Origin of the sequence: Variovorax sp. CF313, assembly GCF_000282635.1 — a bacterium.
Lineage (GTDB): Bacteria > Pseudomonadota > Gammaproteobacteria > Burkholderiales > Burkholderiaceae_C > Variovorax.
Window position 1 is genome coordinate 1 of the sequence record NZ_AKIW01000104.1, and the last position, 20,349, is coordinate 20,349.

At 68.2% G+C, this 20,349-nt stretch carries 21 protein-coding genes; 10 read left to right on the plus strand and 11 right to left on the minus strand.

What is annotated here, in order from left to right:
* The first annotated feature begins 126 nt into the window (after positions 1-126).
* From secB to nadA, 4 genes are read left to right on the plus strand one after another with little or no spacing between them, the layout of a single operon-like run.
* Positions 127-591 (plus strand): protein-export chaperone SecB, encoded by a 465-nt coding sequence (gene secB / locus PMI12_RS23885; protein WP_007837580.1) that lies wholly within the window; start codon positions 127-129, stop codon positions 589-591.
* Between the two features lie 25 nt (positions 592-616).
* Positions 617-1,657 carry an NAD(P)H-dependent glycerol-3-phosphate dehydrogenase gene (locus PMI12_RS23890; protein ID WP_007837582.1) on the plus strand — a complete coding sequence of 347 codons (1,041 nt, stop codon included), beginning with the start codon at positions 617-619 and terminating at the stop codon, positions 1,655-1,657.
* Between the two features lie 25 nt (positions 1,658-1,682).
* On the plus strand, positions 1,683-2,561 hold the full coding sequence (gene nadC, locus PMI12_RS23895) for a carboxylating nicotinate-nucleotide diphosphorylase (RefSeq protein ID WP_007837584.1): 879 nt from the start codon (positions 1,683-1,685) through the stop codon (positions 2,559-2,561).
* Between the two features lie 7 nt (positions 2,562-2,568).
* Positions 2,569-3,684: a quinolinate synthase NadA gene (gene nadA / locus PMI12_RS23900; protein ID WP_007837586.1), complete on the plus strand. Its 1,116-nt coding sequence runs from the start codon at positions 2,569-2,571 to the stop codon at positions 3,682-3,684.
* A gap of 115 nt (positions 3,685-3,799) precedes the next feature.
* Here nadA and PMI12_RS23905 read toward each other — a convergent pair whose 3' ends face one another.
* The 7 genes from PMI12_RS23905 to PMI12_RS23935 all read right to left on the minus strand — a co-directional run bounded on the left by PMI12_RS23905 (position 3,800) and on the right by PMI12_RS23935 (position 9,397).
* Positions 3,800-4,162 carry a 6-carboxytetrahydropterin synthase gene (locus PMI12_RS23905; protein ID WP_007837587.1) on the minus strand — a complete coding sequence of 121 codons (363 nt, stop codon included), beginning with the start codon at positions 4,160-4,162 and terminating at the stop codon, positions 3,800-3,802.
* 44 nt (positions 4,163-4,206) lie between these two features.
* Complete coding sequence (gene queE, locus PMI12_RS23910) at positions 4,207-4,845, minus strand: 7-carboxy-7-deazaguanine synthase (protein WP_007837588.1); 639 nt, start codon at positions 4,843-4,845, stop codon at positions 4,207-4,209.
* On the minus strand, positions 4,842-5,684 hold the full coding sequence (panC, locus tag PMI12_RS23915) for a pantoate--beta-alanine ligase (RefSeq protein WP_007837590.1): 843 nt from the start codon (positions 5,682-5,684) through the stop codon (positions 4,842-4,844). Before panC ends, queE begins: the two co-directional genes overlap by 4 nt.
* Positions 5,685-5,693: 9 nt before the next feature.
* Complete coding sequence (panB, locus tag PMI12_RS23920) at positions 5,694-6,590, minus strand: 3-methyl-2-oxobutanoate hydroxymethyltransferase (protein ID WP_007837592.1); 897 nt, start codon at positions 6,588-6,590, stop codon at positions 5,694-5,696.
* 73 nt (positions 6,591-6,663) lie between these two features.
* Positions 6,664-8,235: an L-aspartate oxidase gene (gene nadB / locus PMI12_RS23925; protein WP_007837593.1), complete on the minus strand. Its 1,572-nt coding sequence runs from the start codon at positions 8,233-8,235 to the stop codon at positions 6,664-6,666.
* A 42-nt stretch (positions 8,236-8,277) separates the two neighbouring features.
* Positions 8,278-9,114, minus strand: coding sequence for a segregation and condensation protein A (locus PMI12_RS23930; RefSeq protein WP_007837595.1), 837 nt, complete (start codon positions 9,112-9,114; stop codon positions 8,278-8,280).
* 76 nt (positions 9,115-9,190) lie between these two features.
* Entirely contained in the window at positions 9,191-9,397 is a 207-nt protein-coding gene (locus PMI12_RS23935) for a DUF3460 family protein (protein ID WP_007837597.1), read from the minus strand.
* A 69-nt stretch (positions 9,398-9,466) separates the two neighbouring features.
* Here PMI12_RS23935 and PMI12_RS23940 point away from each other — a divergent pair, with 69 nt between their 5' ends.
* Positions 9,467-9,940, plus strand: coding sequence for a hypothetical protein (locus PMI12_RS23940; RefSeq protein ID WP_007837599.1), 474 nt, complete (start codon positions 9,467-9,469; stop codon positions 9,938-9,940).
* Positions 9,941-9,943: 3 nt separating this feature from the next.
* On the opposite strand, the gene PMI12_RS23945 is transcribed toward PMI12_RS23940, so the two are convergent.
* On the minus strand, positions 9,944-11,623 hold the full coding sequence (locus PMI12_RS23945; RefSeq protein WP_007837609.1) for a SulP family inorganic anion transporter: 1,680 nt from the start codon (positions 11,621-11,623) through the stop codon (positions 9,944-9,946).
* A gap of 122 nt (positions 11,624-11,745) precedes the next feature.
* On the opposite strand from PMI12_RS23945, the gene PMI12_RS23950 reads away from it, so the two are divergent.
* A complete protein-coding gene (locus tag PMI12_RS23950) occupies positions 11,746-13,464 on the plus strand; it encodes a hydrogenase maturation protein (protein ID WP_007837612.1) in 1,719 nt (572 codons plus the stop codon).
* A 15-nt stretch (positions 13,465-13,479) separates the two neighbouring features.
* Here PMI12_RS23950 and PMI12_RS23955 read toward each other — a convergent pair whose 3' ends face one another.
* Positions 13,480-13,686, minus strand: coding sequence for a hypothetical protein (locus PMI12_RS23955; RefSeq protein ID WP_007837614.1), 207 nt, complete (start codon positions 13,684-13,686; stop codon positions 13,480-13,482).
* Positions 13,687-13,703: 17 nt separating this feature from the next.
* Entirely contained in the window at positions 13,704-15,794 is a 2,091-nt protein-coding gene (gene metG / locus PMI12_RS23960; protein ID WP_007837617.1) for a methionine--tRNA ligase, read from the minus strand.
* 69 nt (positions 15,795-15,863) lie between these two features.
* On the opposite strand from metG, the gene PMI12_RS27880 reads away from it, so the two are divergent.
* The 4 genes from PMI12_RS27880 to PMI12_RS23980 all read left to right on the plus strand — a co-directional run bounded on the left by PMI12_RS27880 (position 15,864) and on the right by PMI12_RS23980 (position 18,981).
* Positions 15,864-16,379, plus strand: a complete 516-nt coding sequence (locus tag PMI12_RS27880; protein ID WP_007837619.1) for a DUF4180 domain-containing protein — start codon at positions 15,864-15,866, stop codon at positions 16,377-16,379.
* A 114-nt stretch (positions 16,380-16,493) separates the two neighbouring features.
* Positions 16,494-17,525, plus strand: a complete 1,032-nt coding sequence (locus PMI12_RS23970; RefSeq protein ID WP_007837620.1) for an isocitrate/isopropylmalate dehydrogenase family protein — start codon at positions 16,494-16,496, stop codon at positions 17,523-17,525.
* Between the two features lie 28 nt (positions 17,526-17,553).
* Positions 17,554-18,252, plus strand: coding sequence for a phosphodiester glycosidase family protein (locus tag PMI12_RS23975; RefSeq protein WP_007837622.1), 699 nt, complete (start codon positions 17,554-17,556; stop codon positions 18,250-18,252).
* A 48-nt stretch (positions 18,253-18,300) separates the two neighbouring features.
* A complete protein-coding gene (locus tag PMI12_RS23980) occupies positions 18,301-18,981 on the plus strand; it encodes a YceH family protein (protein WP_007837624.1) in 681 nt (226 codons plus the stop codon).
* Between the two features lie 31 nt (positions 18,982-19,012).
* On the opposite strand, the gene PMI12_RS23985 is transcribed toward PMI12_RS23980, so the two are convergent.
* A complete protein-coding gene (locus PMI12_RS23985; RefSeq protein ID WP_042674176.1) occupies positions 19,013-20,218 on the minus strand; it encodes a patatin-like phospholipase family protein in 1,206 nt (401 codons plus the stop codon).
* Positions 20,219-20,349: the final 131 nt, after the last annotated feature.

The window sequence follows — 20,349 nt, forward strand, 5'->3', positions numbered from 1 at the left end:
AGCCGGTTCCGCGGTGTTTCACGGATGAGCCTCGTCGTGGGGCGATAATCTTGAGTCCATTCATCTGCAGCCCGCTGCGGGAACCTTTCCCCGGCGGGCATTGTTTTGATCCTCGAAAGTTCAGCCATGGCCGACCAGCAAGCCCAAGATCCCGTGTTCCAGATCCAGCGCGTCTACCTCAAGGACCTGTCGCTTGAGCAACCCAATTCGCCCGCGATCCTGCTGGAACAGGAACAGCCCACGGTCGATATCCAGCTCGGCGTGGACGCCCAGCCGGTGACCGACGGCATCTTCGAGATCACCGTTTCGGCCACCGTGCAGACCAAGATCGGCGACAAGACCGTGTTCCTGGTCGAGGCCAAGCAGGCCGGCATCTTCGAGATCCGCAACCTGCCGGAAGACCAGATGGGCGCGATCCTGGGCATCGCATGCCCGCAGATCGTCTACCCGTACCTGCGCGGCAACGTCGCCGACGTGATCCAGCGCGGCGGCTTCCCGCCCGTGCACCTCGCCGAGATCAACTTCCAGGCGATGTACGAACAGCAGCAGGCGCAGGCCGCCGGCCAAGCCGCGCCGACCCTCGCGCAGTAAACCGGCACAGACGCCGCCAACGCCGATGAAGATCTGCGTTCATGGCGCCGGTGCCTGGGGCACGGCAGTCGCCGTCAACGCGGCGGCTCGCCACGAGGTCACGCTCTGGGCGCGCGATGCCGCTCAGGCCGACGCCATGTCGGCCGCGCGCGAAAACACCCGCTACCTGCCCGGGCTGGCTTTGCCGGCCTCGCTCGCCGTGCGCGCCGGCGACATCGCCCAGGCGCAGGCCGGCGCCGACCTCGTCATCGTGGCCACGCCCATGGCCGCCCTGCGCGAGCAGCTCGTCGCACTGCGCGGCACCACCGCGGCGGTGGCGTGGCTGTGCAAGGGCGTCGAGCCCGCACTCGACAGTTCTCCCGAATCCTTTGGCCTGCTGGCCCACGAAATATGGGCGCAGGTTGCTCCTGATTTGAGAGCGGGCGTGCTCAGCGGCCCCAGCTTTGCGCAGGAGGTCGCCGAAGGCCGGCCGACCGCGCTGGTGGCCGCCAGCCCGCATGCCGCGGTTCGCGACACGCTGGTCGATGCCTTCCACGGACCCGCGCTGCGCGTGTACGCCAACGAAGACATCGTGGGCGTGGAAGTGGGCGGCGCGGTCAAGAACGTGCTGGCCATCGCCACCGGGCTGTGCGACGGCCTTGCGCTGGGGCTCAACGCCCGGGCGGCACTCATTACCCGCGGCCTCGCCGAAATGACCCGCTTCGGTCTCGCGCTGGGCGCCCGCGCCGAGACCTTCATGGGCCTTTCGGGCCTGGGCGACCTCGTGCTGACCTCCACCGGCGACCTGTCGCGCAACCGCAAGGTCGGCCTGCTGCTGGCCCAGGGCCGAACGCTGGCGCAGGCCGTCGATTCGCTCGGCCACGTCGCCGAAGGCGTGTATTGCGCCCGCACCGTGGTGCAGCGCGCGCGCGGCCTTGGTGTCGAGATGCCGATCGCCGAGGGCGTGGTCGCCCTGCTCGACGGCCGAGTGAGCCCGCAGGACGCCGTGGCCGCCCTGACGGGCCGCGACCCGGTGCCGGAATCGGTCCAGCCGGGCGCTGCGGCTTCCCCTCGTCAATCCTCCTGAAGAAAAAACGCAGAGACAAAGAGCCATGAGCCTTCGCTTCGATTTTTCAGCGCCGGCCGTGGCCGCGCTGGCCCTGTCCGATGCCACCCGCGCATTGCAGGAAGACGTTGCCGACGGCGACCTCACCGCGTCGCTGGTCGATCCCGTCCGCACCGCCCGCGCCCGCGTGCTGGCGCGCGAAGCTGCCGTGGTGTGCGGCGCGCCCTGGGTCGAGGCGGCCCTGCGGCAGCTCGACCCGCAAGTGCGCATCCACTGGCTCTGCGCCGAAGGCGAGCGTTGCGCAGCCGGCCAGACCGTGTTCGAGATCGAAGGCTCTGCGCGTGCACTGCTGACGGCCGAGCGCACCGCGCTCAACTTCCTGCAATTGCTGAGCGCGGTCGCCACCAAGACCGCCCTGTATGCCGACGCCGTGCGAGGCACGCGTGCCCGCATCGTCGACACCCGCAAGACGATTCCGGGCCTGCGCCTCGCTCAGAAATACGCTGTTCGCACCGGCGGTGGCCTGAATCACCGCATTGGCCTGTACGACGCGGTGCTCATCAAGGAAAACCACATCGCCGCGGCCGGCGGCGTGGCGGCCGCCCTGCGCGCCGTGGCGCCGGTGGCTGCGCGGGCCGCCTTCGTCGAAGTCGAGGTCGAAACGCTGGCCCAGCTGCGCGAGGCGCTGGACGCCGGCGCGCGCATGGTGCTGCTCGACAACATGGATTTGCCCACGCTGCGCGAGGCCGTGCGCATCAATGACGAAGCCGGCGAAAGCCGCAAGGCCGTGCTGGAAATATCCGGCGGCGTCACGCTGGACGGCCTGCGCGCCCTGGCCGAAACCGGTGTCGACCGGATCTCGGTGGGCGCGTTGACCAAGGATGTCAAAGCCATCGACTATTCGATGCGTTTCCAGGAAGGCTGATCCGCCCATGTCGTCTCCGGTCATCGACATCGACTACGAACAGCCCGCGCTGAAAGGTTCAGCCTGCGACACGCGCCACGCCTGGGCCCGCGTGCCCCCCGAGCCTTCGCCCGATGAACGCACCGCGCTGAAGGAGCGCATCCGCCGCCTGCTGCGTGAGCGCAACGCCGTGATGGTGTCGCACTTCTATGTGCACCCCGACCTGCAGGACCTGGCCGAGGAAACCGGCGGCATCGTGAGCGATTCGCTCGAGATGGCGCGCTTCGGCCGCGACCATGCCGCGCAGACGCTGGTGGTGTCGGGCGTGCGCTTCATGGGCGAGACCTCGAAGATCCTGTCGCCCGAAAAGCGCGTGCTGATGCCCGACCTCGACGCGAACTGCTCGCTCGACCTGGGCTGCCCGGTCGACGAATTCAGTGCCTTCTGCGACCAGCACCCCGACCGCACCGTGGTCGTCTACGCCAACACCAGCGCCGCCGTGAAGGCGCGCGCCGACTGGCTCGTCACGTCGAGCTGCGCGCTCGACGTGGTGGGTGCCCTGCACGCGGCGGGCCAGAAGATCCTCTGGGGCCCCGACCGCCACCTGGGCGACTACATCCAGCGCCAGACCGGTGCGGACATGGTCAGCTGGAACGGCGCCTGCATCGTGCATGACGAATTCAAGGCGCTGGAGCTAGAACTGCTCATGAAGGAGCACCCGAAGGCGAAGGTGCTGGTGCACCCGGAATCGCCGTCGGACGTGATCGCGCTGGCGGATGCGGTGGGTTCCACCTCGGCCATCCTGAATGCCGCGCAGCGCATGGACGCCAGCGAATTCATCGTCGCCACGGACACCGGCATGCTGCACAAGCTGCGCACGCTGAACCCCGGCAAGACCTTCATCGAGGCGCCAACCGCCGGCAACGGCGGCACCTGCAAGAGTTGCGCGCATTGCCCGTGGATGGCGATGAATGGGTTGGTGGAGCTGGCGAATGCGCTGGAGACGGGTGCGGGCGAGATCCACGTCGATCCGGCGCTGGGGCTGCGGGCGCGCGTGCCGATCGACCGCATGCTGGCGTTCACGGCCGGGCTGAAGAACGGGCGGGCGCCGGGCAGCTTGGTTGCCGGCATCGGCGCTGCCTGATCCCGTCTTGCTCCTCCCCTTCTGGGGGAAGGTTGGGATGGGGGCAGCAGAGCGCTTCCTGGGTATGCCGCTTGCCCCCACCCCCGCCCTCCCCCAGTGGGGGAGGGAGAAAAACCTAGAAGTCCACCGTGCAGCTGTCGCCCAGCGCCTCACGCCACACACGCACGCGGGCCAGCGAGGGCCGCAAGTCCGGCAGCGCATCCGCGATGAACACGCACAGGTTCTCCAGCGTCGGCGGATGCAGCCCCGGCACGTCGTCCAGCAGGTGATGGTCCAGCAGCTCGCGCACCTCTTCCAGCCGCCGGCGCAGCAACCCCAGGTCGATCACCATCCCCGTCACCGGATCGCGTTCGCCCGCGAGCCAGACCTCCGCGTGGTACGTGTGGCCGTGGATACGGCGGCTGCCTTCGATTTCGATCTCGCGCTTCAGCGTGTGGGCGGCGTCGAAGAAAAAGCGTTGGCTGATGGTGAAGCGCATCGTCAAGAAAAAAGAAACTCTGAAAGGGAAAAAGTGCCGCCGTCTCAGCGGATGCCAGTGATCTTGTGCGTCTGAACGCTGAGCCGCCACACGGGCTGCTTCATGCATTCGGCAATGCAAAGCTCGGTGTTCGCGATCCGGTCGGGCCCGTCCATCGGCTGCAGGAAACGGTGCGTGAACTCGCCCGTGCGCGCCATCGTGTCTAGGTCGAATTCGGTCTGCGGCCATACCAGCTTCAGCTCCTGGCCGCACTGCTGCACCCACGGCGCGCCAGCCTTGGGGCTGATGCACAGCCAGTCGATGCCCTCGGGCGCCTCGACCGTGCCGTTGCTCTCGACTGCGATGCGGAAGCGCCGCGCGTGCAGCGCGTCGACCAGCGCCGTATCGACCTGCAGCAGCGGCTCGCCGCCGGTCAGCACCACGAGGCGATGCTCGGCGTCGTTTGCCGGCCATTGCGCGGCGATGGTGTCGGCGAGCTGCCCGGCATTCTTGAACTTGCCGCCCAGCGTGCCGTCGGTGCCCACGAAGTCGGTGTCGCAGAAACGGCAGATGGCCGAGGCTCGATCTTCTTCGCGGCCGGTCCAGAGATTGCAGCCCGCAAAGCGGCAGAACACGGCCGGCATGCCGGCCTGGCCGCCTTCGCCCTGCAGGGTGTAGAAGATTTCCTTGACGCTGTAAGTCATAAGGCGGAGGGAGCTTCGATCTCCAGGTTGTCGATCAGCCGCGTGGTGCCCAGGCGCGCGGCGGCCAGCGCCACGAGCGGTTCGCCGACGGCAGGTGCCTGCAGGTCGGCGCGGCGCCGCAGCACCAGGTAGTCCGGCTGCCAGCCGCGCTGCGTGAGCGTTTGCATGGCCCGCGCTTCGATCGCGGCAAGGTCGCGTTCGCCTGATCGCACCGCCTCCGCCATGGCCTTCAGCGCCTTCGACAGCTGCACTGCCTCCGCGCGCTCGTCCATGCTCAGGTAGCCGTTGCGCGACGACAGCGCGAGGCCGTCGTCTGCGCGGAAGGTCTCGCCGCCCACGATCTCGATGGGCAGCGCGAACTGCCGCACCATGTGGCGGATCATCATCAGCTGCTGGTAGTCCTTCTTGCCGAACACCGCCACGCGCGGCTGCACGCACTGAAAGAGCTTCATCACCACCGTGCACACGCCGATGAAGAAGCCGGGGCGAAAGTGCCCTTCGAGGATGTCGGCCAGGGCAGGGTCGGGGTGCACCTTGCAGGTCTGTGGTTCGGGGTAGAGCGCCTTTTCGTCGGGCGCGAACAGCACGTCGCAGCCGGCGGCGCGCAGCTTCTCGCAGTCGCTGTCCCAGGTGCGCGGGTAGGTGTCGAAGTCTTCGTGCGGCAGGAACTGCAGGCGGTTCACGAAGATGCTCGCCACCGTCACGTCGCCCAGCGGTTTCGCCTGCTTCACCAGGGCCAGGTGGCCGTCGTGCAGGTTGCCCATGGTGGGGACGAAGGCGGGGCGCTTGAAGGCGGCGAGGTGGTCGCGCAGTTCGGCGATGGTGTGTGCGATGTACATGATGGTTCCTTACCAGGCGTGGAGTCGGTCGTCGGGGAAGCTGCCGTCCTTGACGGCCTGCACATAGGCCTTGAGCGCGGGCAGCACGCCCGGCGCATCGGCCATGAAGTTGCGCACGAACTTCGGCATCTTGCCGAGGTTGATGCCCAGCATGTCGTGCAACACCAGCACCTGGCCGGCGGTGGCCTTGCCGGCGCCGATGCCGATGGTGGCGCAGTGCTGCAGCCCGGCCGTGAGTTCGGCGGCCAGCGCGGCCGGCACCATCTCCAGCACCAGCATCGCGGCGCCCGCGTCCTGCAGCGCATGGGCCTGCTGCTTCAGCAGCGCGCCGGCGGCGTCGCCCTTGCCCTGCACGCGGTAGCCACCCAGCGCATGCACCGTCTGCGGCGTCAGGCCGAGGTGCGCGCACACCGGGATGCCGCGCTCGACCAGGAAGCGCACAGTCTCGGTCGTCCAGCCGCCGCCTTCCAGCTTGACCATGTGCGCGCCGGCCTGCATCAGCACCGTGGCGCTGCGCAGCGCCTGTTCGCGCGACTCCTGGTAGCTGCCGAAGGGCAGGTCGGCGATCAGCCAGGCCGTGCCCTGCACGCGGCGCAGGCCGCGCGAGACGCTGTCGGTGTGATAGCGCATGGTGTCCAGGCTCACGCCCACCGTGCTGCTCAGGCCCTGGCAGACCATGCCGAGCGAATCGCCGACCAGCAGGCAGTCGATGCCCGCTGCATCGGCCATGGCTGCGAAGGTGGCGTCATAGGCAGTGAGCATCGCGATCTTCTCGCCGCGCGCATGCATGTCGGCCAGGCGCGGCAGGCTCACGGGCTTGCGCGAGGCGAGCGGGGAGGCTGGTGGCAGCGTGCCGTATGGCGAGGACGGTGGTGTCTCGGGTGCGGGGGGGGTGGTGTTCGACATGGTTGGGTTTCTCCCTGCGGGCGTCGGTGGCCGGGCATCCTTGAGTGAAGAAGACAACGAAGCGGTGGGTCGGTCAGTCGGCCGGCGGCACCAGCACCGTGGGCGCGGTGGGCTCGGCGAGCGAAGGATAGTCGCGGCTGAAATGCAGGCCCCGGCTCTCGTGGCGGGCCTGCGCGGAGCGCACGATCAGCTCGGCCACCTGCACCAGGTTGCGCAGTTCGAGCAGGTCGCGCGTGACGTTGAAGTTCGCGTAGAACTCCCGGATCTCGGCCTGCAGCAGCGCGATGCGGTGGCTCGCGCGCTCCAGGCGCTTGTTGGTGCGCACGATGCCGACGTAGTCCCACATGAAGCGGCGCAGCTCGTCCCAGTTGTGCGAGATGACCACGGCTTCGTCGGCATCGGTGACGCGGCTCTCGTCCCAGGCGGGCAGCTCGGCTCGTTCGCGCGCCGGAGCCGCGGCAATGGCGCCGGCCGCCGCGCGCGCGAACACCATGCACTCGACCAGCGAGTTGCTCGCGAGGCGGTTGGCGCCGTGCAGGCCGGTGCAGGCGGTCTCGCCGATGGCGTAGAGACCCGGGATGTCGGTGCGCCCGCTCAGGTCGCTGAGCACGCCGCCGCAGGTGTAGTGCGCAGCCGGCACCACGGGGATGGGCTCGCGCGTGATGTCGATGCCCAGCTCCAGGCAGCGCGCCAGGATGTTGGGGAAGTGTTCCTTGAGGAAGGCGGCTGGCTGGTGCGAGATGTCGAGGTAAACGCAGTCCAGGCCGTGCTTCTTCATCTCGAAGTCGATGGCGCGGGCCACCACGTCGCGCGGCGCGAGTTCGGCGCGCTCATCGTGCTTCGGCATGAAGCGCGTGCCATCGGGCAGCTTGAGCAGCCCGCCTTCGCCGCGCACCGCCTCGCTGATCAGGAAGGACTTGGCGTGCGGGTGGTACAGGCAGGTCGGGTGGAACTGGATGAACTCCATGTTCGACACCCGGCAGCCCGCGCGCCACGCGGCGGCAATGCCGTCGCCGGTGGCGGTGTCGGGGTTGGTGGTGTACAGGTACACCTTGCCCGCGCCGCCCGTGGCCAGGATGGTGTGCGGCGCGCGGAAGGCCAGCACCTCGTCGGTTTCGTCGTCCAGCGCGTACAGCCCCTGGCACGACGGATCGTCCAGGCCGAGCTTGGTGCCGGTGACGAGGTCGACCAGCGTGTGGTGCTCGAACAGCGTGATGTTGGGCGTACGGCGCACGCGCTCGATCAGCACCTGCTGCACGGCCGCGCCGGTGGCGTCGGTCACGTGCACGATGCGGCGCTGGCTGTGGCCGCCTTCGCGCGTCAGGTGCAGGTCGCCGCCTTCTTCCGAGAACGGCACGCCGAGTTCGCGCAGCCAGCCGATGGCCTCGGGCGCATGCTCGACCACGAAGCGCGTGGCCCCGGGATCGCACAGGCCGGCGCCGGCCACCAGCGTGTCTTCGATGTGCGCGTCGAAGGTGTCGCCGGCCGCCAGCACGGCCGCGATGCCGCCCTGCGCCCAGGCGCTGGAGCCGTCGTTCAGCGCGCGCTTGGTCAGCACGGCCACGCGATGCGTGGGGGCCAGGTGCAGCGCGGCCGAGAGGCCGGCGAGGCCGCTGCCGACGATGAGGATGTCGAAATCGCGCACGGCGGAAGTCACTGGGGTCACTGGGTATAGGGACCGGTTGGGTCAGGCTGGCGAATAGGCCAATCTGACGTAGATGGGGGCGAAGGCTTCCGCCTGCGTGATGTCGATCAGCGTCTCCTTCGCGAGCTCGAGCATCGCGATGAAGGTGACGATCAGCACCGGCGTGCCGCGCGACACGTCGAACAGCTTCTCGAACTCCACGAAGCGCTGCCCCTGCAGGTGGCGCAGCACGATGCTCATGTGCTCGCGCACGTTGAGCTCTTCGCGCGAGATCTTGTGGTGCTGCACGAGCTTGGCGCGCTTCATGATGTCGGCCCAGGCGTCGCGCAGCTCGACCACGTCCACGTCGGGGAAGCGCGGCTTCAGCGACTGTTCGATGTAGACCTGTGCCTTCCAGAAGTCGCGGCCGTAGGTCGGCATGGCGCTGATGGCGGCGGCCTGCAGCTTGGTCTGTTCGTACTCGAGCAGGCGGCGCACGAGTTCGGCGCGCGGGTCTTCGGCCTCCTCGCCGTCGGCCACCTTCTTGGGCGGCAGCAGCATGCGCGACTTGATCTCGATCAGCATCGCGGCCATCAGCAGATACTCGGCCGCGAGTTCGAGGTTCGTCTGGCGAATCTCGTCGACGTAGCTCAGGTACTGGCGCGTGAGCCCCGCCATCGGGATGTCGAGGATGTTGAAGTTCTGCTTGCGGATCAGGTAGAGCAGCAAGTCCAGCGGGCCTTCAAAGGCCTCCAGGAACACCTGCAACGCCTCGGGCGGGATGTACAGGTCCTTCGGCATCGCGAACAGCGGCTCGCCATAGAGCCTCGCGAGCGCGACCTGGTCGACCACGTCGGGCATGGCGACCACCAGCGTGCCGTTGTCCTCGTCTTCGCTCATCGGCTGGTCACTATTGTTTTAATAGCGACCGACGCAATGCGGACGGGCATTTGCTGCCAATTCGGCATCAAGAAGATTACTTGGATTGCGTCTGGTAGACGTAGGGCTGCATCGGCACGCGGGCTTCGCTGTACTCCTCGAGCAGGCCGCGGTCGAGGTGCTTGTCCCAGAGAAGGGCGCGGCCGGCGCGCTGTTCGGCCTCCAGCGTCGGCTTCTTTTCCTTCATCTCCTCGATGAAGTTCGTGATCTCGGAGGTGTAGTGGGGGCGGCGGAAGATGGACATAGACTGGACCTTTATGGCGCGAATTTTACCGGGGACGGCATGAAGCAACGGCAAGGGTGGCGGATCGGCATGGCAACAGGGTTTCTGGCTGCGGTCATCGGGCTCGCGGCATGCGACCCGAAGAGCATCAGCGAGCTCGAAGAGGGCGTCTCCACCGAGGCCGACGTGCGGGCCCGGTTCGGCGAGCCCGAGAACATCTGGGACGCGCCGAACGGCCGCGTCCTCGAGTACAACCGCCAGCCGCAGGGCCAGAAGAACTACATGATCACCATCGGCGCCGACGGCAAGATGAGCGCGCTGCGCCAGGTGCTCACGCCACAGAACTTCGCCAAGGTGCAGCCCGGGATGATGATGGAAGACCTGCGCAAGCTGCTCGGCAAGCCCGCCAAGGTCACGCCCTATGCGCTCAAGCGTGAGACCGAATGGGAATGGCGCTGGGTGCAGCCGCCGAACTCGGCCATGGTCTTCACTGCCACGCTGAACGACGACCAGCGCGTGGTGCGCAGCGGCTCCTCGCCCGACCGCGGCACCGAGGCGCCGTAGCGTTCAGGCGCCGTGGCCCGCGCCGGGCCGGCTGGTCGTCAGTTCCTCGGCGAAACCCGAGCGCTCCAGCACCTCGAGCGGCTGCGGCTGCAGCGACTCGATGCGCAACTGTCCGTCGCGCGCCAGCACCGCACGGTGCAGCTGCCGCAGCGCATCGACGCCCGTGGCATCGATGTAGATCAGGTGCGTGGCGTCCAGCACCAGCGTCATGCCACGCGGCGCGCGCTCGGCGGCGTTCACCGCCTCGTCGAGCTTCGCGGCTGCACCGAAGAACATCGCGCCGTAGAGGCGGTAGGTGATCACCGGCGGCTGCAGCGTCACCAGCTCGACGCCGAACAGCCCGCTCATGCGCCGGATGAAGAGCGCGCAGGCCAGCACGATGCCTGCCTGCACCGCCACCGTCAGGTCGAACACCACGGTGAGGAAGAAGGTGCCGAGCATCAGCAGCCGGTAGTGCCGGCTGAAATGCCGCAGCTGGGTGGGCGTGAACTCACGCCATTCGCCCATGTTCAGTCCCACGAACACCAGGATGCCTGCCAGCACCGCGAGCGGCACGTGGCGCGCCAGCGGCGCGGCCAGCAGCACCACGACGAGCAGCGTGATCGCATGCACGATGCCCGCGATCGGCGAGGTGCCGCCCGAGCGGATGTTCGTCACGGTGCGTGCGATGGTGCCGGTGGCCGGCATGCCGCCGAAGAAGGGCGCGACGACGTTCGCGATGCCCTGCGCCATCAGCTCCTGGTTGGGGTCGTGGCGCGGCTGGCCGCTGAGCTGGTCCGACACGCGTGCGCACAGCAGCGACTCGATGGCGCCGAGCAGCGCGATGGTGAGCGTAGGCGTGACGAGCTGCTTCACCGTTTCCCACGAGAAGTCGGGCAATGCGAAGCCCGGCACGCCTTCGGGAATCCCGCCGAAGCGCGTGCCGATGGTTTCCACCGGCAGCGCGAAGCCCCATGACACCAGCGTCAGCGTGACCAGCGCCACGATGGGCCCTGGCATGCGTGCACCCACCTGCACGGCGCGCGTGCGCGCCACCCGGCCCGCGACGCGCAGTACCGCGGTGCCCACCTTCGAGTCGCCGCTCAGCAGCAGCGGCCACAGCGCCAGCCCGGCCACGCAGGCGATGCCGAGCGCGAAGGCATAGGGATTGAAGGTGCCGATCTGCAGCGCCATCGCGTGCAGCTGGGAGAACACGTCGGCCGGCATCTTCGCCACTGTCAGCCCGAGCAGGTCCTTCAGCTGCGACAGCAGGATCAGCACCGCGATGCCGTTGGTGAAGCCCACCACGATCGACAGCGGCACGAAACGCACCAGCCGCCCGAGCCCGAACAGCCCCGCCATGAACAACAGCACGCCTGCGCAGGCGGTCGAGATCAGCAGGTTCGCCACGCCGTAGCGCTCGACGATGCCGTAGACGATCACGATGAACGCCCCCGCCGGCCCGCCGATCTGCACCGCCGAGCCGCCCAGCAGCGAGATCAGGAAGCCCGCGATGATCGCCGTCCAGATGCCGGCTTCGGGCTTCAGCCCCGAGGCGATGGCGAAGGCCATGGCCAGCGGCAGCGCCACGATGCCGACCGTGGCGCCCGCGCCCAGGTCCTTGAAGAAGCGCTCGCGGTTGTACCCCGCGAGCGAGTCCATCAGGCGGGGGCGGAAACGGGTGAGGTTCAGCGGGGATTGCATGGGATGCCCATTGTGGACTGCTGTCCCCATGCGAACTTTCGATCAACTTATCCAATGAGAAAGATGCAGATACATTTTTGACATTCATTGACATTTCGTCGCCGACATTACCGAGGCCCTCGATGCACATTCTGCTTGTCGCAAGCGCGTTCAACAGCCTGACGCAACGGGTTCTTGCCGAACTCCAGGATCGTGGCCATACCGTGGGAGTGGCGCTGGCCCTCGGCAATGACGATGCCTTGCGCGAAGCCGTGCGGGATCATTCGCCGCAGCTCATCGTGGCGCCGATGCTGACCACCGCGATCCCCGAGGATGTCTGGACCGGCCACACCTGCCTGATCGTGCATCCCGGGCCGCCGGGCGACCGGGGCCCCTCGTCGCTCGACTGGACGCTGCAGGACGGCGCGCAAAGCTGGGGTGTCACCGTGCTCGAAGCCGTGGCCGAGATGGACGCGGGCGATGTCTGGGCCTGGTCGCCGCTGAAGGTGCCGCCGCTGGCCGGCAAGAGCGACTTCTACCGTGGCGAGGTCGCCGATGCCGCGCTCGACGCGGTGTTGCTCGCGGTGGAGCGCTTTGCCTCCGGCAAGTACAAGCCCCGGAAGCAGAAGGCCGCCGCCCTGTCCGCCGGTTGGCGGCCCTTCATGAAGCAGGCGCAGCGCCGCATCGACTGGGCGGCCGATCCGACCGAAGTGGTGCTGCGCCAGCTGCGCGCGGCCGATTCGCAGCCCGGCGTGCTCGACGAACTGCTGGGCGTGCAGTGGTATCTGCACGGCGGCCATCCCGAGGGCGAGCTGCGCGGCAGGCCCGGCGAGCTGGTCGCCACCCGCGCCGGGGCCATCTGCCGCGCCACCGTCGACGGCGCCGTGTGGATCGCGCAACTGCGGCCCTGGCGCGAGCCCGGCTCGCGGTTGCCCAGCTTCAAGCTGCCGGCCGTGCAGGCGCTCGGAGACCTGCTGCCTGCGGAAGTGCCCGAGGTGCCGGCGCCGCTGCAGCTGCAGCTGCCGGCCGCGCGCCGCACCTGGTCCGACATCCGCTACAGCGAGCACGGTACGGTCGGTATGCTGAATTTCTCGTTTGCCGGTGGCGCGATGAGCACCGTGCATTGCCGGCGGCTGTTGGAGGCCTACCGCTTCGCGCAGACCCGGCCGACCTCGGTGCTGGTGCTGGGCGGGCTGCGCGACTTCTTCTCCAACGGCATCCATCTCAACGTGATCGAGGCGGCCGACGATCCTGCCGAAGAGTCGTGGGCCAACATCCACGCGATGAACGATTTGGTCGAAGCGGTGCTGACCACCACCGACAGGCTCACCGTGTCCGCGCTCGGCGGCAATGCGGCGGCCGGCGGCGTGATGCTCGCGCTGGCGGCCGACGAGGTGTGGTGCCGCGATGGCGCCGTGCTCAATCCGCACTACAAGCTGATGGGCCTCCATGGCTCCGAATACTGGACCTACATCCTGCCGCGCCGCGTGGGCGAGAGCGAGGCGCAGCGGCTCACGCAGTCGGCGCTGCCGGTGAGTGCGAAGCGCGCGGTCGAGCTCGGCATGGCGCAGCGCGTGCTGCAGGCCGCGCCGGAGGAGCTGGGCGACGAGGTGGTCCGCATGGCGGCGCAGCTGGCCGCCTCGCCGGTTCTGGTCGAGCGCATCGCGCAGAAGAAGGCGGTTCGCGCGCAGGACGAGTCGGTGAAGCCGCTGCAGAAGTACCGCGACGAAGAGCTGACGCACATGCGCCGCAATTTCTTCGATGCCCGCGAGCCGCATGCGGGGCTGAGGTCCGCCTTCGTGCGCAAGGAAAAGGCGCCGCGCACGCCGCCCCACCTGGCCCGGCTGGGCCTGACGGACTGACTGAGTTGCCGCTGCCTACTCGCTGTCGGGAATCACCGCATCGGCCGCCGCGCCCACGGCCTTGCCGGTGATGCGCGCGGTGCCGATGGCCGCGTCGGCGGCGAGGCCCACCGCGCCGGCGCCCACGCTCACTGCGGTGCTCGCCACCGACACCACGGCGCAGCCGCTCAACAGGGCGGAAAGCGAGAGCAGCAGAAGGGCGCGATGCAGCAGCGTGGCCATGGCGATGTCCCTTGCGATCAGCGAACCCGCATGCCCGGCGTTGCGCCCGGCCACGGTTCCAGCACGTGGATGCCCGGATGGGCCTTCTCGTCGCCGTGGCTGGCGGCGAGCACCATGCCTTCGCTGATGCCGAACTTCATCTTGCGCGGTGCCAGGTTGGCGACCAGCACGGTGAGCTTGCCCACGAGCTGCTCGGGCTGATAGGCGGAAGCAATGCCGCTGAACACGTTGCGCGTCTTTCCCTCGCCCGCGTCGAGCGTCAGGCGCAGCAGCTTGGTCGAGCCCTCGACCTTCTCGCAGGCGACGATCTTCGCGATGCGCAGGTCGATCTTGGCGAAGTCGTCGATGGTGATGGTGGGCGCGATGGCTTCACCGCCCGGCAGTGCGCCTTCCGAGGAGGCAGCGGCCGGTGCGGGTTCGGGCGCGTCGAACAGCTTGTCGACCACCTTGGCGTCGGCACGCTGCATCAGGTGCTTGTACTCGCCGATGGCGTGGCCCGCCGCCAGCGACTGCGTGGCATCCGCCCAGGCCAGCGGCGAGATCTTCAGGAAGGCTTCGACGTTCACGGCCAGCGCCGGCAGCACCGGCTTCAGGTACAGCGTGAGCAGGCGGAAGGCTTCGATGCAGACCGTGCACACGTCGTGCAGCCGTGCCTCGGCGCCTTCCTTCTTGGCCAGCTCCCAGGGCTTGTTCTGGTCGACGTACTCGTTCACCTTGTCGGCCAGCGCCATCACCTCGCGCAGCGCGCGGGCGTAGTCGCGGCCGTCGTACAGCGAATGCAGCTGCGGCGCCGCATCGCGCAGCGCGAACAGCAGCGCGTCGCCGTCGGCCGACACCTCGCCCAGCTGGCCGCCGAAGCGCTTGCCGATGAAGCCGGCCGCGCGGCTCGCGATGTTGATGTACTTGCCCACGAGGTCGCTGTTGACGCGCGCGACGAAATCCTCGGGGTTGAAGTCGATGTCCTCGTTGCGGCCATTGAGCTTGGCCGCGATGTAGTAGCGCAGCCATTCGGGGTCGAGCCCGATCGACAGGTACTTCAGCGGGTCGATGCCCGTGCCGCGGCTCTTGCTCATCTTCTCGCCGCTCACCGTCAGGTGGCCGTGCACGTACACGGCATCGGGCGCCTTGCGGCCGCTGAAGTGCAGCATCGCGGGCCAGAAAAGCGTGTGGAAGGTAATGATGTCCTTGCCGATGAAGTGCACCTGCTCGAGCTCTGGGTCGGCCATGTACTCGGTGTACGAGATGCCGTCGCCGCCGAGCTCGATGCAGCGCTTGTCGAGCAGGTTCTTCAGCGACGCCAGGTAGCCCACGGGCGCGTCCAACCATACGTAGAAGTACTTGCCCGGCGCATCGGGGATTTCGATGCCGAAGTAGGGCGCGTCGCGGCTGATGTCCCAGTCGCCGAGGCCGCCCTTGCCTTCGTCGTCCTTGTAGAGCCACTCGCGGATCTTGTTCTGCACCTCGCTCTGAACGTGGCCGGCAGCGGCAGTCCATTCCTTCAGGTAGGCCTCGCAGCGCGGGTCCGACAGCTTGAAGAAGAAGTGATCGGAGCTGCGCAGCTCGGGCTTGGCGCCCGACAGTGCCGAGTAGGGGTTGATCAGCTCGGTGGGCGCGTACACGGCGCCGCACACCTCGCAGTTGTCGCCGTACTGGTCCTTCGAATGGCAGTTGGGGCACTCGCCCTTGATGAAGCGGTCGGCCAGGAACATGCCCTTTTCGGGGTCGTAGAACTGCTCCACGCTCTTGGTCTCGATGAGGCCGTTGGCGCGCAGGTCGCGGTAGATGTCCTGCGCGAGCTGGTGGTTCTCGGGCGCGTCGGTCGAGTGCCAGTTGTCGAACGAGATGTAGTAGCCGTCGAGGTAGGGCTTGCGGCCCGCGGCGATCTCGGCCACGAAGGCCTGCGGCGTCACGCCGGCCTTGTCGGCCGCGATGGTGATGGCCGCGCCGTGGGCGTCGTCGGCACAGACGAAGTTGACCTCGGCGCCATTCATTCGCTGGTTCCGCACCCAGATGTCGGCCTGGATGTATTCCATCATGTGGCCGATGTGGAACTTGCCGTTGGCATACGGCAGGGCGGTGGTGACGAAGAGCTTGCGCGGGGCGGACATCGGGGAGGGCGCTTTCGGGAGTGACTCGGAGGTGAGGCGGACGGGGAACCGGGCATTTTAGGTGGCCGCGTGCGCCCCGCGTCCGGCCGGGTGTTTGGTGGCAGCATCGCCCCATTCGCCTGCAACCACCGCGACGCCAGGGAAATCGATCAGGAACTGGGCGCCCGCGAGAATCCGGCCGTCCACCCCATGGCCCCCAAGCCACTGAAACCCCTGAGATCCCCGATGCCCTTGAATGCCATCCGCCACCAGATCGGTCCCTTCGTCGTCCTCGAATGGACGTCGCCGCTGCAGAACGTTGGCGAGGCCACGGACCTGGTCGGCGCCTGCATGTCGCACGACACCGACCGCCTGCTGCTCGATGCGGGCGTGCTCCCGCCCCCATTCTTCGAGCTTCGGACGCGTTTCGCGGGCGAGTTCCTCCAGAAGCTGCAGACCTACCGGCTGCGAACCGCGGTGGTGATGTCGCCGCTCGCCGATCACGGCGCACGCTTCGAGGAATACCTGCGGGAAGCCCGGCGCGGGCACTTCTGCCGGTTCTTCACCTCGCGTGACGAGGCGCTTGCGTGGCTGGCCCGCGAATGACCCTTTCGGCCGATTCTGGCGCCTCGCCGGCGCAATGGGCCGGCGTTATTCTTCCGCCTTCGCGCCGCACTGGCCGCGACTCCTCACTCACCTGACCTCACAAGGGCGCTTTCCATGACCACTCCCATTCCCGCAACCCTCATCCCCGGTGATGGCATCGGCCCCGAAATTGTCGACGCCACGTTGGCCGCGCTCGACGCGCTGAAGGCCCCCTTCGCCTGGGACACCCAGATCGCCGGCCTGGGCGGCGTCAAGGCCTCGGGCGATCCGCTGCCGCAAGCCACGCTCGACAGCATCCGCCGCACCCGCCTCGCCCTGAAGGGCCCGCTGGAGACGCCGTCGGGCGGCGGCTACCGCTCGTCGAACGTGCGGCTGCGCGAAGAGTTCCAGCTGTATGCCAACCTGCGCCCGGCGCGCACCATCATTCCCGGCGGCCGCTTCGACAAGATCGACCTGGTGGTTGTGCGCGAGAACCTCGAAGGCCTCTACATCGGCCACGAGCACTACGTGCCCATCGACGGCGACCCGCACGCCGTGGCCATGGCCACCGGCATCAACACTCGCCAGGGCAGCCGCCGCCTGCTGGAGTACGCCTTCGACACCGCCGTGGCAACGGGCCGCAAGAAGGTCACGATCGTGCACAAGGCCAACATCATGAAGGCGCTTACCGGCATCTTCCTGGAGACCGGCCTCGACCTCTACGAGAAGAAATACAAGGGCAGGTTCGAGCTCGACACGGTCATCATCGACGCCTGCGCGATGAAGCTGGTGCTCAACCCCTGGCAGTTCGACATGCTGGTCACCACCAACCTGTTCGGCGACATCCTGTCCGACCTCGTGGCGGGCCTGGTCGGCGGCCTGGGCATGGCGCCCGGCGCCAACATCGGCACCGACGCCGCGATCTTCGAGGCGGTGCACGGCTCCGCGCCCGACATCGCCGGCAAGGGCATCGCCAACCCGACCGCGCTGCTGCTGGCCGCCGCGCTGATGCTCGACCACGTGAAGCTGCCCGAGCTGGCCACGCGCCTGCGCAAGGCCATCGACGAGACGCTGAACATCGACAAGGTGCGCACGGGCGACCTGGGCGGTACGGCGGGCACGGCGGCGTTCACCAAGGCGCTGGTCAGCCGCATCAACGGCGGTTGAGCGGCGCAGGCAGGGCTCGCAGGGCTGCATGAGAAAGCTTCTGCTGCTCCTGGCGGCCCTGCTGTTTGCAGGCCTCGCGGCGGCCGATCCGCGCTTCACCGTGGTGAAGGTCGACCTGCGCACCGAGCGGCTCGAGCTGTTCCTGCGCGACGACGCAGGCGTGCCGTTCAAGCGCTTCGACCGGCTCGATGCCTGGCTGAAGGAGCGCCACCGGCAACTGGACTTCGCGGTGAACGCCGGCATGTACCACGAGGACTTTTCCCCGGTCGGCCTGCTTGTACGTGACGGCCGCGAAGAAGCACCGCTCAACCTGGCGGATGGCGTGGGCAACTTCTTCCTCAAGCCCAACGGTGTGTTTCTCGTCTCGGACGCGGGGCCGCGGGTGGTCGAGTCGTCGGAATATCCGGCGCTGGCCAAAGGCGTGCGCCTCGCGACGCAGTCGGGTCCGCTGCTGCTGCGCCATGGGGTCGTGCATCACGCCTTCATTCCCCATTCCGATTCGCGCAAGATCCGCAACGGCGTCGGCGTGATCGGCCACACGGCCATCTTCGTCATCAGCGAAAAGCCGGTGAATTTCCACGAGTTCGCGCTGTACTTTCGCGACGTGCTCCACTGCCGCGATGCGCTGTACCTCGACGGCACGGTCTCGGCCCTGCATTCGGCTGCGCTGCACCGAAGCGACTTCGTGCGGGAGCTGGGGCCTATGCTCGGCATCGCGTCGCCTTGAGTGCGGTTGCCGCCCTTCGCGTTTTCACCATCGATCCTTGCCCGAGCCATGTCCACCCCATCGCTGCCCGTCCTGTCCCTCCTCGAAACCCGCGTGCTCGGCGTGCTCGCCGAAAAGCAGCGCACCGTGCCCGACAGCTACCCGCTCACGCTCAATTCGCTGGTGTCGGGCTGCAACCAGAAGACCAGCCGCAACCCGGTGCTCGAACTCACCGAGTCGCAGGTGCAGGCCGCCATCGACAGCCTGAAGGGCTACAGCCTCGTCGCGGAAACCAGCGGCGGGCGTGCCTTCCGCTACGAGCACAACGCCGACCGCGTGCTGCGCATTCCGTCGCAGTCGGTCATCCTGCTCACCGTGCTGATGCTGCGCGGGCCGCAGACGGCGGGCGAACTGCGCATCGCCTGCGACCGCATGCACAACTTCGCCGACATCTCGTCGGTCGAAGGCTTCCTCGACGAACTGGCGCAGCGTCCGGCCGGTGCGCTGGTGGTGAAGCTGGCACGCCTGCCCGGCGCGCGAGAAAGCCGCTGGGCGCATCTGCTGAGCGGTGCGCCGGCGGAAGAGGTGGCGGGGCCGGCGTCCGAGGCATCGCCCGCCGGTCACGATGTGTCGCTCGGCGAGGTCGCGGCGCTGAAGGCCAATGTGGCGCGGCTCGAAGCCGAAGTGGCATCGCTGAGGGCGCTGCTGGGGCGGGTGTGTTCCGAACTGGGCATTTCCGAAGGGGGCTGAGCGCGCCCGCCCGACGGCCGGGAAGCGGGGCTCACGTCGCGGCGAGCGTCTCCCACCCGAAGAACCGGAGCACTTCGTCGCGCTGCCGCATCGCATCTGCGCGTCCGAGCGCCATCAGGTCGCGCGTGTACGCCGAGTCGAACAGCAGGTAGCTCGCCAGAGCGCCGCCCTTCACGTCGGCCGCCACCTTCGAGCCGCCCAACAGGTGCCGCACCGCGCCCGGCAGGGCATCGACATGGCGTGCCGCGATCACATCGAGCCGTTCCGACGGCGAGATCACCAGCAGGTCGAGCGGGCGCAGCGTGCTCGCCGCGCGCGCCTCTTCGGGAACCAGCCCCAGCGTGTGGTTGATGCGGCGCAGCCGCTCGATGTCGACTGCCAGCGCATCGAGAAAGATGCTCGACAGCGCATGGCCCGCGATCTGCGCCATCGTCGGATAGCCGCTGTGGGTGTTGGGTGCCGTGGTGTCGCGCGGCTCGTGCATGCGGCCCGCGCCGATCACCACGATGCGCTGCGCGCCGAGGTGGATCGCTGCCGCGATGGGCGCCGACTGGCGCATCGAACCGTCGCCGAAGTATTCGATGTGGCCTTGCATCGGCAGGGCCGTGGCCGGAAACACGAAGGGAATGGCCGACGAAGCCAGCAGGTGCGCATGCGTGATGCGGTCGCGTACCGACAGGCGCTGCGACCGCACCCACGGCTCCATCGGCACGGCAGCCTCGAAGAAGGTGACGTGCTCGCCCGAGCTGTAGCTCGACGCGGTCACGGCCAGCGCCTGCAGGTGGCCGTCCTTCATGAGCTGCGGCAGCCGCTCGAGCGGCACCATGCGCTGCAGAAGCTCGGCAAGCGGCGCGTTGTCGAGCAGCGACTTCGGCTTGATGCGCATCCAGTTGGCCGCGAAGCGCCCGAACCCGAGCAGCATGCGCCAGCGCGTGCCGCTGCCGATCACCGAGAGCGAATCGGCGCGGTACACCTGCTCGGCGCGGAACCGGCTCCAGACCTCGGCGATGTTCGCCACCACCTGGTCGAAGTCGTCGGCGCCGCAGGCCAGCGCGGCCGCGTTGATGGCGCCGGCGGAGGTGCCGGTGATGACGTCGAAGGGATTGCCGGTGCCGGTGGCCGCCGGTCCGGCCGCGCGGCGGATGTCGGCAATGGCTTCGAGCACGCCGACCTGGTAGGCGGCCCGGGCGCCGCCCCCGGTGAGCAGGAGGCCGGTGGCGGGACTGGTCTCTGTCATTTTGTCGTTGCCATGAGCCATTGAAAGCAGACCTGGATTCCCCGTTTTCTTGCGGAACACCGCGGAACCGGCTTTGCCGGGCCGCTGGTGTTGCCCCCGGTAGGGGGCGGGAGAAGCGACACGAAGTGCGC